This is a genomic window from Xanthomonas sp. NCPPB 3582 (assembly GCF_041475735.2).
GTDB classification, from domain to species: Bacteria; Pseudomonadota; Gammaproteobacteria; order Xanthomonadales; family Xanthomonadaceae; genus Xanthomonas; species Xanthomonas codiaei.
The window spans coordinates 5,092,031-5,108,405 of sequence record NZ_CM192968.1 but is presented as its reverse complement, the minus strand read 5'-3'; the positions used below and the strand labels follow the sequence as shown (position 1 = coordinate 5,108,405).

Genomic DNA, 16,375 nt, shown 5'->3' with positions numbered 1-16,375 from the left:
GTCAAGCACCGGTGGCGGTTCCTGCTGGCTAATGGCCGGCGTTGCGTCCGCGAGCGCGCGCCTGTGCGGCATCCGGCACAATGCATGCACGCATGCACGCCACCTCCGCGCCCGATTTCCGTCTTTATCCATCCAATGCGCTGGATACCCTGGCGGCCCTGCTCGCGCAGGAGCTGCGCCGGCCGGTGCCCGGGCAGCCGTTGCTGCAGCCGGAGGTGGTGCTGATCCCGCAGGTGGCGATGCGGCGCTGGTTGCAGTCCACGCTGGCGGCCGAGCACGGCGTGGCGGCGAATCTGGAATTCCTCACCCCCGGCGAATTCGTCGCGCGCGCGCTGGAGCGCAACCTCGGCCCGGCCGACGACGATCTGGACATGGCTACCACGCAGTGGCGGCTGTACGCCGCGCTGCAGGCCGATCTGGGCGGCGATGCGGCACTGGCGCCGCTGGCCGGCTATCTGGCCGATGGCGATGCGCTCAAGCCCTGGGCGCTGGCCGGCGAGCTGGGCAGCGTGTTCGAGAAGTACCAGGCCTGGCGCCGCGACTGGTTGCTGCGCTGGGAAGGCGGCGCCGAGCCGGACGACCCGCAGGCGCGGCTGTGGCGCAGCATCGCCACCGGCCGGCAGTACCGCGCGCGCCGCATCGGCCAGTACCTGGACCGCTACGCCCGTGACGATGGTCCGTTGCCGCAGGGCTTGCCGGCGCGGCTGTTCGCCTTCGCCATCCTCAATATCTCGCCCGATGTGCTGCGCGTGCTGGCCACGCAGGCGCGCGTGGGCACGCTGCATTTCTATCTGCCCACGCCCACGCAAGGGTATTGGGGCGATCTGCAGACCCTGTGGCAACGCCGCCGCGAGGGTGGGGCGGCGGCGTTGTTCGCCGACCAGGTGCAGGAAAACCCGCTGCTGCAGGCCTGGGGCGCGGCCGGCCGCGACTTCATGGCCTTGATCGGCGATTACGAAGTGGTGCACCCGCTGGCCGAAATCGCCGCCTACGCCGATCCGCTGGAGTCCGGCCGCCGCCCGCTCGCCGACGGCGGCCTGGGCGACAGCTTGTTGCGGCGCATGCAGAGCGACCTGTTCCATCGCCGCGCTCCGGTGGTGCCGGCCGCGTTGCCGGCGGTCGATCTCCACGACCCCAGCCTGCAGGTGCACGCCTGTCACACCCGCCTGCGCGAGCTGCAGGTGCTGCACGACCAACTGCGCGCGCTGCTGGACGATGCGCGCTTCGAACCGCCGCTGCAGCCGCGCGAGATCGCGGTGCTGTCGCCGGACATCGACCCGTACGTGCCTTACCTGGACGCGGTGTTCGGCAGTCATGGCAACGACGACGCATTGCCGTATGCGCTGGCCGACGCCAGCCCGCTGGCGAGCGAACCGCTGGCCGAGGTGTTTGTCACCCTGCTGAAGCTGCCGATCGCACGCTTCGGCCTGCACGAGATCCTGGACCTGATCGCCAGCGCGCCGATCGCCGAAGCCGCCGGCCTGGACGAGGCCGGGCTGGAACGCCTGCGCGGCTGGCTGCATGCCGCCGGCGCGCGCTGGGGCCTGGACGCCATGCATCGGCGCCAGCACCAGGCCCCGGGCGACGACGCCTACACCTGGCGCTTCGCGCTGGACCGGCTGCTGCTCGGCCACGCCAGCGGTGCCGACGACGATATCGACGGCGTGGCGCCGTGGCCGCAGCTGGAAGGCAGCGCGCTGGCCGCGCTCGATATCTTGTTGAAGCTGCTGGGTGTGCTCGAACGCCACCAGTCCGCCTTGGCCAAAGCGATGACGCCGATCCAGTGGCGCGAACGCCTGCTGGAGCTGCTGGATGCGCTGATTCCCACCGCGCCTTCGGCCCCGCGCGCGCAGCGCGCGCTGGACCGCCTGCGCAGCCTCATCGACCAGTTCGCCCGCGATGCGCAACGCGCCCAATACCCCGGCAGCGTCCCCGCCGAGGTGGTGCGCGCGCACTTTGCCGCCGTGCTGGGCGAATCGGATACGCGCGCGCCGCTGCTCACCGGCGGCATCAGCTTCGGGCGCATGGTGCCGATGCGCCTGCTGCCGTTCCGGGTGATCTGCCTGCTGGGCATGAACGATGGCGATTTTCCGCGCCGCGACCCGGCCGCCGGACTCAATCGCCTCACCGCCGAACTGGGCACTGCGCGCCGCCGCCACGGCGACCGTTCCACCCGCGAGGACGACCGCTTTTTGTTCCTGCAATTGTTCGCCTCCGCACAGGACGTGTTCTACCTGAGTTATCTCGGCGCCGATGCGCGCGATGGCAGCCCGCGCGAGCCTTCGGTGCTGGTCAGCGAATTGCTGGCCACCGCGGCGCATTACCACGCCGCTGCCGCTGCCGCCGACACCCTGGTGGTGCAGCACCCGCTGCAGCCGTTCGCCGCGGCCGCCTTCGGTGCGCAGAGCGACGCAGGTGCGGACCCGCGCCGTTTCAGCTATCGCCGGCAATGGCGCCCGGCCGTGGACAGCCTCACCGGCCAGCGCCAACCGCTGGCGCCGTGGGTGGCCGGCGCGTTGCCGGCCGATGACAGCGGCTTGCCGGGCAGCGTGTCCATCGACGAGTTGCGCCGGCTGTTCGGCGACCCGGCCGGGCAGTTCCTGCGCCATCGCTTGGGGATGCGCCTGCCCGATCCGGCCAGCGAAGACAGCGATCTGGAACCGCTGCTCGCACCCACGCGCGGGCTGGATCAATACGGCTTGCAGCAACAGGTGTTCGAGGCCGCGTTGGCCGATGAGGTGGACGGGCTGTACGAACGTCTGCGCGCACGCGCGCTGCTGCCGTCCGGCCCGCTGGGGCGGCGCCAGCTCGACGAACGGCTGACGCAACTGCGCCCGTATGCGCAGGCCTTCCGGCAGTGGCGTGGCGAGGCCGACGCGCAGTCGCAGCGGCTGCAGGTGCAGATCGGCGATGTCGCGCTGCATGGCCGCGTGCCTGGCTGGTATGCGCACGGCGTGGGGCGCGTGCAGGTGGGCGCGCTCACCGGCCGCAACGCGATTCGTCATGGACTGGAATGGCTGCTGCTGCGCGCCGCCGGCGAGCAGGTGCCGTACGTGCGCTTCTTCGAGCACGACGACGGCCTGGGCCCGCATCCCATCGATGCACAGCCGCTGGCGCAGGCGCAGGCGCGCGCCGCGTTGGGCGAGTTGCTGCAGCTGTATCGGCAGGGCCTGCAGGCACCACTGCCGTTCGCGCCGTACAGCAGCTGGAAATACCACCAGGCCGCGCGCGGCGACGATCTGGACAAGGCCATCAAGGACGCGGCCGGACAATGGCAGGCCAGCTTCGGCTGGAGCGAATCGCACAGCCCGGAGCTGCGCCTGGTCAACCGCGGCCGCGACCCGTTCGCCGATGCGCAGCGGTTCAGCGCGTTCGCCACCACCAGCCATCGGCTCTACGACCTGCTGGAACGCGCCAACACCGACGCGACGCTGGATCCGCAGCGCGTGATCGAAAGCTGGCGGCACTGGCATGGCGCACAGGACGAGGGCGAATGAGCGCGCCCACCGTGACCGACCCGTACCTGCAGCTGCCGCTGGACGGCGTGCGCCTGATCGAGGCCAGCGCCGGCACCGGCAAGACCTTCACCCTGGCCACGTTGTTCACCCGCCTGGTGGTCGAGCGCGGCCTGCGCATCGGCCAGATCCTGGCGGTGACCTTTACCGAGGCCGCCACCCAGGAACTGCGCCGGCGCATCCGCGAGCGCCTGGCGCTGGCCGCCACGCTGGTCCCCGATGCGCCATCGCCTTTCGTAGGAGCGCACCCAGGCGCGACCGACCCGGCGCCCGCGGCTCCTGTAGGAGCGGCCCAGGCCGCGACCGACCTCGCCGACAACCCGTCGCGGCCAGGGCCGCTCCTACAGGACGCCCCCGACGCCCTGCTCACCCGCGCCATCCTCGCCACGCACCTGGCCGCCGGCACCGAGACCCCCGCCGCGCTGCGCCGCCGCCTGCAGCAGGCAGTGGAAGAAATCGACCTCGCCGCGGTGTTCACCATCCACGGTTTCTGCGCGCGTGTGCTGCGCGAACACGCACTGGAAAGCGGCCAGGCCTTTGCCGCCCCGCAGCTGCTCGCCAACGACCGCGAACTGCTGGGCGAAGTGGCCGCCGACCTGTGGCGCCAGCGCGCCGCCGATGCGGTGATGGCCGAAGACCTGATCGCCCTGTGGTCGGGTGGCCCGCCGGCACTGGCCACGGATCTGCGAGCCTTGCTGCGCCATACCGCGCTGCTGCCGGCAGTCTCTCCCGACAGCGACGATGCCGCCGCCTTGCTGCAGGCCGTGCATGCTGCCAGCCACGCCCTGGCGGCCGCCTTCCAGGCGCATGGCACGGCGTTTTTCGAAACCCTCATGACTGCCATCGACGGCGGCGTGCTGAGCAAGGTCAGCTACAAACCCGAATGGCTCACTGCGCTGTGGCATTGGTTCGAGGATTTCGCCGCGGCACCGTCGCAGGACAGCACACCGCATCCCAAGCTGATCAAGTTGACCGCGGCCGAACTGGCCGCGGGCACCAACAAGAAATTCGTCGATCGCACCCCGGCCTCGCCGCTGAGCCACGCCATCGATGGCTATCTCACCGCGCTGGCCGGTGTCGAACAATGGCGGACACGCCGCCGCATCCGTCTGCTGCACGCCCTGCGCGAAGACGCCATCGCCCGGCTGGCCCTGCTCAAGCGCCAGCGCCGCGTGCAGACCTACGACGACCTGGTCGACGGCGTGGCGCAGGCGCTGGAAGGCCCGCAGGTCGACGCGCTGGTCAGGCGCCTGCGCGCGCAATACGCCATCGCGCTGGTGGACGAATTCCAGGACACCGACGACCGCCAGTGGGCGATCTTCTCCAGCGTGTTCGGCAACGGCGCGCTCGCGCAGGCGGCCGGATTCGCGCCGTCGCTGTTTCTGATCGGCGACCCCAAGCAGGCCATCTACGGCTTTCGCGGCGGCGATGTGCGCACCTATCTGGCCGCGGCGGTCAGCGCCGAACCGGCCCCGCCGTTGAGCCACAATTTCCGCTCGCGCCCCGGCGTGCTGGCGGCGATCGACGCGCTATACGCGCAGGCCGGCTACGCCGATGCCTTCCTCACCGACGGCATCGCCTTCCACCCGGTGCAGCCGGGCACCAAGCGGCTGGACACCGACCTGCAACGCGACGGTGCCACCGCCCCGGCGCTGACGCTGTGGCGCGCGCCAGAGCCGCCACAGCCCGCGAAAGGAAAACCCAAGCCCTGGAGCGCCGGCCGCGCCCGCGAGCTGGCCACCGCCGCCTGCGTGGCCGCGATCCGCGGCTGGCTGGCCGCCGGCCGCGACGGCAGCGCCACCATCAACGCCCGCCCGGTGCAGGCTGGCGACATCGCGGTGCTGGTGCGCAGCCATGGCGAGGCCACCCGCATCCAGCAGGCGCTGGGCGCGGTGGGCATTCCCGCGGTGGCCGCCGGCAAGCAGAGCCTGTTCGCCACCGACGAAGCGCTGGAACTGCTGGCGCTGCTGCAGGCCTTGCTCGACCCGGGCGACGACAGCCGCCTGCGCGCCGCACTGGCCACGGTGCTGATCGGACAGGACGCCATCGCCATCGCCACCCTGGAACACGACGGCGAGCGGCATCGCCGCTGGCAGCAGCAGGCGCTGGACTGGCGCGAACGCTGGCAACGCGGCGGTCCGCTGGCGCTGATCGGCGAACTCGGCGCCGCGCACGGACAGCGCCTGCTGGCCCTGGTCGATGGCGAACGCCGCCTCACCAATTACCTGCAACTGGCCGAACTGCTGCAGGAAGCCGACGCTCGCGCGCTCGGCCCGCACGGCCTGGTCGACTGGCTGGCGCGCCGCATCGCCAATGCCGACGACAACGACGAAGCGCAGCAACTGCGGCTGGAATCGGACGCGCGCCGCGTGCAGATCGTCACCCTGCACAAGAGCAAGGGCCTGGAATACCCGCTGGTGTTCCTGCCCTACATCGGCATCGGCCGTAGCGACAAGGGTGCTGGCCGCCATTGCGTGGTGCATGCGCCGGACACCGGCCGCCAGCTGCACTGGAACGTGTCCAAGTGGAGCCGCGACGACGACCCGGCCTGGAGCGCGGCCGAAGCGGCCTGGAAGCAGGAACAACGCGCCGAAGACGCGCGCCTGCTGTATGTCGGCCTGACCCGCGCCGAGCACGCGCTGTGGATCGCAAGCGGCAGTTTCCACCAGCACGAACGCACGCCGTTGGCCGGCATGCTGCGTGCGCTCGATGCGCTGCAGGGTGCGGCCGGCGCGGGCGTGGTGGTGGTCGATACCGCCACCCCGCCGGCCGACTTGCCACGCCTGCCACCACCGCCCGAGGCGCAGGTGCCGCCTGCGCGCATCCCGCAGCGGCAGATCGCCCCGGACTGGTGGGTCTACAGCTTCACCCAGCTGGCCAACGCCGATGCCGGCACCGCCACCGACCCGATGGCCAGCGCCACCGTGGTGGGCAGTGGCGGCACCGACGAACCGGCCAGCGACGCCGCGGCCGCGGTCACCGAGGCCGAACCGTTCGATCCGCGCTTTGCCGGCAACCGCTTCGGCGTGGTGATGCACGACGTGTTCGAGCGGTGCGACTTCGCCGCCTGGCAGCACTGGCGCCCCGGCGACCCCGCGCCCGAGGGCCAGGTCGCCCCGATCATCGACGCCCTGCAACGCGGCGGCTACGCGCAGGACGAGCTCGATGACGGCCTGCGCATGCTCACTGCGCTGATCGGCAACACCCTCACCGTGACCCTGCCCGAAGGCACCGCCCTGGCCGCCGTGCCCGAGCCGCAGCGCCGCAACGAAATGGAATTCCACTTCGCCATGCAGCCCACCCGCGTGGACGCGCTGCTGGCCCTGCTGCACCGCTTCGAGGTGGTCGGCGACCGCCAGGCCTTCGGCGCGCGCCAGCGGCTGGAGGGCCTGATGACCGGCCTGATCGACCTCACCTACACCGTCGACGGCCGCTGGTACGTGCTGGACTACAAGTCCAACCGCCTGCCCAGCTACGCCCCCGACGCCCTGGCACGCGCCATGGCGCATAGCGAATACACCTTGCAGGCACTGATCTACACCCTGGCCCTGCACCGCTGGCTGCGCTTCCGCCTGAGTGAGGCCTACGACTACGCCCGCGACTTCGGCGGCGTGCGCTACCTGTTCTGCCGCGGCCTGGATGCGTCACGCCAGGACACGGACGAGGCCGTGCCGGACGCCATGCCCGCACCGGCCGCCGGGGCCGACGCCCCGCACGACGGAGCGTCCGCACCCGGCGTCTACGCCTGGCGCTTCGACCCGGCGTTGGTCCATGCGCTGGATGCCCTGTTCGCCGGCAAGCCAAAGGATCCCGGTACCAGCGAGGCCCCGAGGTCTCCCTTCCCGCAAGAGCGTGACGCCCCAGAACCCCCTTCCTCCCAGCAGAGCAACGCCTCAAAGCCCCTCTCCCCACGGGAGAGGGGTTGGGGTGAGGGTCCGTCCGCCCCGGGAGCCCCCACCGCATGACCCCCTCGAGCCTGCTCACCGCCCTCCACCAGGCCGGCGCCCTGCGCACGCTGGACGTAGCCTTCGCGCAAAGCCTGCAACGGCTTGCCCCAGACACCGACCCACAGGTCCTGGCCGGCGCCGCGCTCGCCTCGCTGGCCGTCACCAGTGGCCACGCCGGGCTGGACCCGACCCGCGCCGCCATGCTGCTGGACCCACGCGATGGTCCCCCGCCCACCCTGCCGGACCCCGCCGACTGGCAACGCGTGCTCGCCGCCTCGCGCTGGGTCGACCAACCCGCGCCCGATCAGCCCGCCGCCGCAGACCGCCCGCTGGTGCTCGAGCACGGCCTGCTCTACCTGCGCCGCTATCGCGAGTACGAACGCCGCCTGGCGCTGGGCCTGCAGCGCATCGCCGCCCAGCCCATGCCCGCGTTCGATACCGCAGCGCTGGTACCGCTGTTCGCGCAGTTGTTCCCGAACGCAGCCGCCTCATCCCCTCTCCCCCCGGGAGAGGGTGCCCGAAGGGCGGGTGAGGGTACGGGCCTGCCCGAGCCATCCATCGACCGCCAGGCCCAGGCCGCCGCGCTGGCCCTGCGCCGCGCGCTGCTGCTGGTCACCGGCGGCCCCGGCACCGGCAAGACCACCACCATCGCCTGCCTGCTGCTGCTGCGCATCGCCCAGGCCCAGGCCGCCGGCACACCGCCGCCCCGCATCGCCCTGGCCGCCCCCACCGGCCGCGCCGCCGAGCGCATGGCCGAGAGCCTGCGCCTGGCCGTGGCCCGCGCGATGGAGCAGGGCCTGCCACCCCCCTCCGCCGCACCGACCCCGGACACGTCCCCTCTCCCGTCTACCGCACCGCATCCGGACGCTTCCCCTCTCCCGTCTACCGCACCACACCCAGACGCTTCCCCTCTCCCGTCTACCGCACCACACCCAAACACTTCCCCTCTCCCGCCTGCGGGAGAGGGTGCCCGCAGGGCGGGTGAGGGCAACGCCCCTACCAACCCCTCCTGGACCACCGCCCTCCCCACCGGCGCCAGCACCCTGCATCGCCTGCTCGGCGTCATCCCAGACGCCCCGCAGTTCCGCCACACCGCCGACAACCCGCTGCCGTTCGACCTGATCGTGGTCGACGAGGCCTCCATGGTCGACCTGCCGCTGATGTGCAAGCTGGTCGAAGCCGTCGCCGACGGCACCCAGCTCATCCTGCTCGGCGACGCCGACCAGCTGCCCTCGGTGGAAGCCGGCGACGTGCTCGCCGCCATCCTGCAGGCCGCCGGCCCCGGCGATGCGCTGCAGCCGGACGACGCCCACGCCCTGCAACCGTTGCTCGGCAGCACGCCTGCCGCCACGTCCCCGCCTGCCCACACCGGTGGGCTCGCCGGCCACCGCGTGCACCTGCTGCGCGGCTACCGCCAGGCCGACAATTTCGCGCTGGCCCCACTGGCCGACGCCATCCGCGCGGGCGATGCCGACACCACGCTTGCCCTGCTGCGCAGCGGCGACCTGCAAGGCGTGCACTTCCACGAAGACGGCGACGACCCGCTCAGCGACGGCCGCGACGCACTGCTCGCCCACTGGCGCGCGCTGGCCGACGCCACCGACCCGGCCGCCGCCCTGCGTGCAGCCGGGCGCCTGCGCCTGCTCACCGCCGTGCGCGCCGGCCCGCAGGGCGCGCGCGGCCTCAACGCCCGCATCGAACAACTGCTGGCCGACACCGGCGCCGGCACCCGCCGCCTGGGCAGCGGCTCGCCCTGGTTCCACGGCCGCCTGCTGCTGATCACCGAAAACAGCTACCGCCACGGCCTGTTCAACGGCGATGTCGGCATCTGCTTGCACAGCGAGGCGAACCCCTTTCCGGGCCCAAGCGACGCGAGTTTCTTCGCAGGGCAGAGCGAAGCACATCCATCTGCGGAACGACGCGCAGCGGATCCCTCGGCTGCGCGAAGCGCCGCAGGCGCCGCGCCGCCGCCCGGCGACCAAGCGCCCTCGTCCCGGCCAGACCAACCTGCCGGCAGCCCGCACCGCGCCGCCGCCGGCGCCGAGCGCCGTGCGCAAGGCCCGTTGGTCGCCTGGTTCGCAGGCGACGGCGACGGCCAGGTGCGCGGCTTCCACCCCGCCGCCTTGCCGGCCCACGAAAGCGCCTTCGCCATGACCGTGCACAAGGCCCAGGGCAGCGAATTCGACACCGTGTGGCTGCAGCTGCCCACCCGCGACGCCCGCGTGCTCAGCCGCGAACTGCTCTACACCGGCATCACCCGCGCCCGCCGCGCCCTGCACCTGTCCGGCAGCGAAGCGGTCATCCGCGCCGCACTCGCAAGGCACGCCGCTCGGATCTCTGGGCTGGCGTGGCGATTGGGTGCGCAGCAGCAGGCGGCACCCGCCAAGCCAGCAACAGAACCACCCACTGTCATGCCCGTGCAGGGGTCGTTGTTCTGATGAAGGGTATCGAACGAAAGTTGAGTTACAGCAAGAGCCAGTCATCCGAAATTTTCGGATGACTGATGCCTACGGAAGCTGACTGACCGTCCGGCCATAACGGCTTGCGTCATATGACGGATCGCGTTATGGTCGCTGCATGATCAGGAGCTTTATCGACAAGGAAGCCGAAAAGATCTGGCTGGGTAAGCGCTCCCGCCGGTTGCCGGCCGACATCCAGTCGGTCGCGCGCCGCAAGTTGCGCATGCTCAACGCTGCCGCGCACCTCGACGATCTGCGCATTCCACCCGCCAACCGGCTGGAAGCGTTGAAGGGCGAGCGGCGCGGGCAGTACAGCATCCGGATCAACGATCAGTGGCGCATCTGCTTCCGGTGGATGGAGGGAGATGTCGCCGAGGTCGAAATTGTCGATTACCACTGAGCACAGGCATCTGCCCATGACAGTCTTACCCAACATTCATCCAGGCGAAATCCTGCTCGAAGAGTTTCTCGAGCCACTGGGCATCAGCCAGAACGCGCTCGCCCGCGCCACCGGCGTGCCGCCACGCCGCATCAATGAAATCGTACTGGGCAAGCGCGGTATCACTGCCGACACCGCCGTGCGCCTGGCTGCAGCGTTGGGAACCACCGAGCGCTTCTGGCTGGGCCTGCAAGCCGATTACGAACTGGAACAAGCCCATCGCACGCTGGGCGACCTGCCGGCTCGCATCAAGCGCCTGATGGCCTGAGTCGAGAGCCACACCATCGCTACGTGGGCCGTGAGTCATAGCCTGCTGGCGAATTAAACGCACCATCAGATCCATGCGCTCATGCAGGATCGCCACGATCGGCGACGGAGCGCGCTCACGCGGCAGGCCAAAGATGGAATGGTGCATGCAATGCGACATCCGCAACGCGGGGTACAGCGTGCTCAAATCCTTGAAAGTGCATTCCCCTGCTGCGAGAGGGGCAATGCTCTGTTCCAGGTCTGCGATGTACCGGCGAACCTGCGCCTGGCCCCAGCGCGCCGAGGTGTAGCGGATGACCCCGCGCAGATCGGCCTCGGCTGCGTCGGTAAGGACGTAGCCGTGCATCAACCGCGACGGCCCTCGGCCAATTCTTCATCCAGGATGGTGCTGATGCGCTTGGTAGACACCTTGCCGGCAAGGCCTTCGGCGACACGTTCCTCAAGCAGGTCCTTCAACTCCTCCCACGCTTGATCGGCGTTAACGTTGCCAGGAAAGGGGCGCTGAAGCGCGTACTGCTTGGTGGTCTTGCCCTGTAAGGCAGCAAGCGCCTTCAGGCTCTGATGCTGCTGATCGCTCAAATCGATGGTCAAGCAGCTCATGACGAACTCCAAATCCGCACAAACCCGCATTAGCAAAAACAAAGCCGACCCAGCCGGCGCATTGCCGGTCTGCAGCGGCTTGCAAGTGGTATCCCAGGTCCCGTCAGTAGTGAATGGGCAAATCCAGAAGTGCCGAGTTTGCAGGCAAACACTCAGCGCATCGCACCCACCGCGAGGCCAGGCCTCCACCTGACCTCGTCCGCCTGCTGGCGGCCAGGCGGCTTACTTGCCCTTCTTTTCCTGCTTGGCCGCGCGCTTTTCCTTCAGCGTCTTGGTCGGCTCTTTCTTCTGGTTCTTCTTCTGGTCCATCCCCTTGCTCATGACACCCTCGTGGTTGCTGGATTGATTGGGCTGGCAGCGCCATGAACCGGCGTGCCCGCGCACTGTAAGGCCTGTGCGCCATGCAAGGGCAGAGGGAATGGCCACAAGGGCGACGGACGGCGCTGCCGGCTGCCGCCTCAGCGCGGCGCCAGCAGCTTAGCCAGCGTATCGGGCCGGTCGGCAAGCCGCTGCAGCCTGGGGTAACGCAACGGCCCTGCATATGCGATCGCCACCTCTGCGTGGTGGTCGTCCTGGGCAATGCCCAGCACGATGGGGCGATGCGTCGAGCCGCGCACTGCATCGCGCAAGACCTGCTGGTCGAACGGCGCGCCGTTGACGGTGCGCAGGCGCGTGCCTGGCCGCAGCCCGGCCGCGAACGCGGGGCCATTCCAGGTCACCGTGCGGACCATGCCATCGGCGCGCACAGCCAATCCGATCGAATAGCTGAGATCGGACACCCCTGCCTCCTCCTCGCTGGCCCGGAATACCGCTGTCGGCGTGTCCGTGTAGACCAATGCCCAGCCGTGCCGGGTCAGCCCGCGCGTGGTGTCCAGTTCGTCGTGCGCATCGACCCATCCACGCAGGAAACCCGCCCAGTCGGCAGGCGCCACCGCGTGCAACGCAGCGCAGATGTCGTCGAACGTGTAGGTGCGTGTGGGCGCGTCCGGCGTGGCGCCGGCAAAGAATCGCTGTGCGAAATCGTCGATGCCGCGATCGCCGCCGCTGCGCGCGCGAAGTTCGGCGTCCACCGCCAGCCACAGCATCACGCCTTCGGCGTAGTAATCGCGCCGGCGCTGCCAATCGCGCCACGGCACCGGCTGGCGCAGCATGAAGGCCGGGTAGTGGACATCGTCGGACAGGGGCCGCCACGCCCGTCCGGGCCGCTGCGCGATCTCCGCCGCATCGATGGCCAGGCGGTCGCGCACCTCATCGGCACTGAACTGGCCGGCGCGCGTGGCCAGCACCCGTCCCCAGAACTCGGTCTGTCCTTCGTACATCCACAACAGGCTGCCGGAGACCGGCACGTTCGGGGTCGGTGCCCACAGGTCGGCGGGGGTGCGGTAGAACCCATTCCAGGCATGCACGATCTCGTGTGCGATCAGGTCGCGGTACAGCAGCTGCTCCGGCCATTGCTGGAAGTGCGACGACGCCAACCCGTTCTCGCTGGACGCGCGATGCTCGGTGCCGCCGGACGACCCCTCGTCGCTCAGCCGCGCCAGGATCGCGTAGCGGGCGAACGGCGGCGGGCCGAATACCGCGCGCAGTTGCGCGACCAGCGCCTGCAGCTCCGCCACCCGTGCGGGCGGTATATGCAGGTCGCCCGGCCGCAACGCCACCACGTCGAGCGACACGGCGCCGGCCCCGGCGGCGGACAGCGGCAGCTGCGCGGTATGGCGGCCGGCCAGCACCGGCGCGTCCAGCAGCGTTTCCAGCGATGTCGTCCTGAAGCGATAGTGCGCGCCCTGTGCATGCTCCACGTCCAGCGCACTGAACGGCCGCAACCCCTCGGGCAGGGTCAGCGCGGCGGCCACCGGAATGTTTCGCGCATACCAGCCAGCCGGGTAGAGCAGCAGGCGCTGCCACGGCACGGACACGATGTCGCGCGTCAGCAGGTCGCCGCCGGCCACCATCTGGAACTGCACATCGATGGCCTGCGTGCCTGCCGGCACATCCACATGGAAGGCATGCGGCGCGTAGGCATCGCGTCGCCACCGCACACGGCGGCCCGCCGCACTGACCTGCAGGCCGGCCAGGTCGGTGACGGTCAGGCTCGGCCCATGGCTGGCAGCCTCCCACCGCGGATACAGCAGCGTGACCGCGGCACCCGGCGCGACCGGCACCCGCTGCTGCACGTGGAAGATGCGCCGCGCCACGTCGGAGGCGTCCACGCGCACCTCCATCACCCCGGCAAACGGCCGATCCACCGGCGGCGCCACTGTGGCCGACGGGGCCAAATACACCGGGCCGGCGCTGGACTGGGCAAACGCCGCAGTGGCAACAACGGCAAGCACAACCGACAGCAGCACCGCGCGTGGAAAACAGATCGTCATCGAGTCTCTTGGATGGCGCGCAACACGCACCGGCAACGAAAGGGCGTGATCCTATACCGGCTGCACCAGCGTGCTGACGTTGTTCGGTGCAGGCCGCAGGTTCAGTCCGCTATGAAATGTCCGGTTGCCGGTTGTTGCGCGCAGCTTGGCGCAGTCGTTGCCGTCTCACATCCACATCGCGCCAGGACGAAAGCAGGTGGATGACCGCTTACGCGCGCACGCACCACCCGGTGCAGCCGCGACCTGTCTTCGTCAGAAACGACAAGGCCCGCCGTGCGGGCCTTGTCGTGATGCGCTTACTTGGTCTGCACGCGCTGGTACTGCTCGCCGCCGGTGTTGAGGTGGCCGTTGGTCTCGTCGATGACGAAGTTGACCGTCTCCCCATCATTGGTGACCTGCAACGCCCCGTTCTTGTATACCGCCGGGTAGCTCTCGGTCTTGGGCTTGCGGCTGAAGAACTTCGGCGTGGTGCTGCGGACCATGAAGGTCTCGCCATTGCGCTCGATGTCCATCGTCTCGTCCTGCGTCTGCACATTGACCCAGTGGCCAACGAACTTCTCGCCCTCCACCTTGGAGCAACCGCTCACCAACAATGCCGCGGCCAGCGCGGCGCCCATCCACTTCATCATCGTGCGTTCTCCAGTCGAGGCTGCGCCGAGGATGGCGGGTTGGGGATGTATGGGAGGTCAAGGAGCACTCGACTAGGCTTTCGAACGTAAGGAGGGGACGAGGTTGGAAAGTCAACCTGGCCCTGAGTTTCATCAGCGAAGAAACGTTCAACGCCAATCCCAACGCTGTGAGCGTCGGGTCCGTGGGGTGCGTGTCGCGATTTGCGCGCGTAATCAGGGACTGCGAGAAAGAGTCCGAAGATATGGCCTAACAGCACGTTACGATGGGCGCGTACCGTTGGTTACATCTCAACAGACCTTGATCTTGTAAGGAAAATCACTTTGAATAAAATTGGGTCATTATCCAAATAATTATTCCAATGCTAAACTTGTTAGTAAAGGCGTAGACCAGCGTCAAGGATTCTTCCAATCCGCATATACACAAGTAATCCACACTGCCCGGGATTAGCGCCTGAAAAGGCAGCAGATTTAACGATGCCATATGCAGTAGCTCCACTCCAAACAGGACCACCACTGTCACCACCAAAGCATGCCAACTCGTCTCCGACTAATGTCATATACGCCGAGCTATCACAATCTTGACCATTACAAGCTTTTGGAGGGAACCCGAAACTTGTAGCCGAAACAACACCACAGGAAAATCCAGTATTTACACCGCGATGGCAAAGCCGCTCACCTACGCTAGCGGTGCCTGAAAACTGGATAGCTCGGACCCCGGCCGAGCTAGTGGTTGAACCGGTTATTGATGATGATGGAGTGTAACCGACACTCGGATAACCATGCCATTGCAAATCGTGGCCGGCATCGAACATCTCTTTTTTAAAGTCCAAGACTGCAACAATCTGCCCTGCCTGCCCAGCCGGCACCCAATTATAATAAATCATGTTGTCTGGGCAATGGCCGGCTGTTAATACCCCCGCAGTCTTGGTCGCAGTATCCCAAACCATGAAGCCGCTAGTGCATTGATTGCCGTTAGAGCCCTGAAGTATATTCCCGCCACGCAGATAAGCTGTTTGACGTAACGGCCCAGGCAGGAATTGGATTCGCACTGGATTTCCAAGCACCTTTTCAAGAGCCGGGATTTCTGCTTCTAAGCTTGCCTTTTCCGAATCTGGAACATTTACATATAAAACTATTTGACCAGTCTTCTCATCATAGGAAGTGCCCTGCAACCCAGGCACACCTTTGAACAAAGCATCCTGATTGCTACTGATTATTTTCTTCACCTCCTCTGAGGTCTTGCTAGCACCCGTCATTATAACTACAGGCACCTCGCCAAAAGGCGTTGAAATTTTGGCAGAGGGCGGTTGCTCGTTACCCTTCAGTCGGATAACAAATCGAAACTCAGGAGATTCCTCCCAATATGCACCTGCGAGGCGTCCACTGTAGCTGCGAGCCAGGGCAGATAAATCTTTTTTTGAGTTTTCTTGAATATTAACCCTTCTTGCCGCCTCAGTAGCCGAAATCATTGCGCTCTTTGAATAAGCTTTAGCCTCGTCACTTTCAGAAGTCAGGTATCTTATCTGAGCAGTTGAATGAAAGGAAATAAAAACAATGCTTATACAGGCAAGATTAAAAATATTTTTCATCCTAATCTCCATGGAAATTCCCCTGCAAACGCAGTATTGCACGCTCAGACCTCAAGCTCAATTCACAAAAATAAAAAAATTTAATCGCGCGACAAACGGGGTCAGGCTCTTAGGTATCCCCGCGTTTTTACGGCACCAGCGTCATCTGCTCACGCACTGCGACGGGCAGTGTGCGCAAGCGTTCCAGCCAGCGTGAGACAGGTTCCATCGGCCAACGTCTGATCAGCGCCTCGCGACCGACGCGTAGCGTCGAATAGAGCTTGCGTGTGCTGTTGCACGGCGATAGCCACTGGGCCATACCGGTGGCTTCGTAGCCCAGTTCTGCCAACAAACTGGCAAAGGTGGCCAGCGTATTGAGCAACAACAAGATCTGCAGTCGCTCACCGCGTCGGGTCAGGCTGTCTTCCATCGCTTGGCCGTAACGATGTGACTTCAGATCACGAAATGCCAGCTCGATCTGCATCCGTCGTGCATACAGGTTGACCAATTGCTTCGCGCTGGGTGTTTGTAACTGCGGGGAGGCAACGATCTAAGAAATGGGGTCTAAGAAACGGGGTC

At 67.4% G+C, this 16,375-nt stretch carries 9 protein-coding genes and 2 pseudogenes; 5 read left to right on the top strand and 6 right to left on the bottom strand.

Annotated elements, in window-relative coordinates; genetic code table 11:
• Positions 1 to 92 precede the first annotated feature (92 nt).
• The 5 genes from recC (at position 93) to ACCQ05_RS21700 (ending at position 10,628) form a co-directional block, all read left to right on the top strand.
• On the top strand, positions 93 to 3,497 hold the full coding sequence (gene recC / locus ACCQ05_RS21720; protein WP_372392490.1) for an exodeoxyribonuclease V subunit gamma: 3,405 nt from the start codon (positions 93 to 95) through the stop codon (positions 3,495 to 3,497).
• Positions 3,494 to 7,480, top strand: coding sequence for an exodeoxyribonuclease V subunit beta (recB, locus tag ACCQ05_RS21715; RefSeq protein ID WP_372392489.1), 3,987 nt, complete (start codon positions 3,494 to 3,496; stop codon positions 7,478 to 7,480). Before recC ends, recB begins: the two co-directional genes overlap by 4 nt.
• On the top strand, positions 7,477 to 9,900 hold the full coding sequence (locus ACCQ05_RS21710) for an AAA family ATPase (RefSeq protein WP_372392487.1): 2,424 nt from the start codon (positions 7,477 to 7,479) through the stop codon (positions 9,898 to 9,900). The genes recB and ACCQ05_RS21710 overlap by 4 nt, the downstream gene beginning before the upstream one ends.
• A 139-nt stretch (positions 9,901 to 10,039) precedes the next feature.
• Positions 10,040 to 10,321, top strand: a complete 282-nt coding sequence (locus tag ACCQ05_RS21705) for a type II toxin-antitoxin system RelE/ParE family toxin (protein WP_372392486.1) — start codon at positions 10,040 to 10,042, stop codon at positions 10,319 to 10,321.
• A 16-nt stretch (positions 10,322 to 10,337) separates the two neighbouring features.
• A complete protein-coding gene (locus tag ACCQ05_RS21700; RefSeq protein ID WP_372394225.1) occupies positions 10,338 to 10,628 on the top strand; it encodes a HigA family addiction module antitoxin in 291 nt (96 codons plus the stop codon).
• Between the two features lie 129 nt (positions 10,629 to 10,757).
• On the opposite strand, the pseudogene ACCQ05_RS21695 reads toward ACCQ05_RS21700, so the two are convergent.
• From ACCQ05_RS21695 to ACCQ05_RS21670, 6 genes and pseudogenes are all read right to left on the bottom strand, one after another.
• A pseudogene (locus tag ACCQ05_RS21695) lies at positions 10,758 to 10,973 on the bottom strand (type II toxin-antitoxin system RelE/ParE family toxin); the annotation flags it as partial.
• A complete protein-coding gene (locus tag ACCQ05_RS21690) occupies positions 10,973 to 11,227 on the bottom strand; it encodes a type II TA system antitoxin, ParD family (RefSeq protein ID WP_372392485.1) in 255 nt (84 codons plus the stop codon). The gene ACCQ05_RS21690 and the pseudogene ACCQ05_RS21695, both read right to left, overlap by 1 nt.
• Before the next feature lie 458 nt (positions 11,228 to 11,685).
• The gene (locus ACCQ05_RS21685; RefSeq protein WP_372392483.1) at positions 11,686 to 13,599 is read right to left on the bottom strand and encodes a M61 family metallopeptidase; all 1,914 of its coding nucleotides are present in this window, start codon (positions 13,597 to 13,599) and stop codon (positions 11,686 to 11,688) included.
• 296 nt (positions 13,600 to 13,895) lie between these two features.
• Positions 13,896 to 14,228, bottom strand: a complete 333-nt coding sequence (locus tag ACCQ05_RS21680; protein ID WP_372392482.1) for a hypothetical protein — start codon at positions 14,226 to 14,228, stop codon at positions 13,896 to 13,898.
• Positions 14,229 to 14,599: 371 nt separating this feature from the next.
• Positions 14,600 to 15,817, bottom strand: a complete 1,218-nt coding sequence (locus tag ACCQ05_RS21675) for a S1 family peptidase (protein WP_228963149.1) — start codon at positions 15,815 to 15,817, stop codon at positions 14,600 to 14,602.
• Positions 15,818 to 15,944: 127 nt separating this feature from the next.
• Positions 15,945 to 16,346 (bottom strand): annotated as a pseudogene (locus ACCQ05_RS21670) (transposase); the annotation flags it as partial.
• Between the last annotated feature and the right edge of the window lie 29 nt (positions 16,347 to 16,375).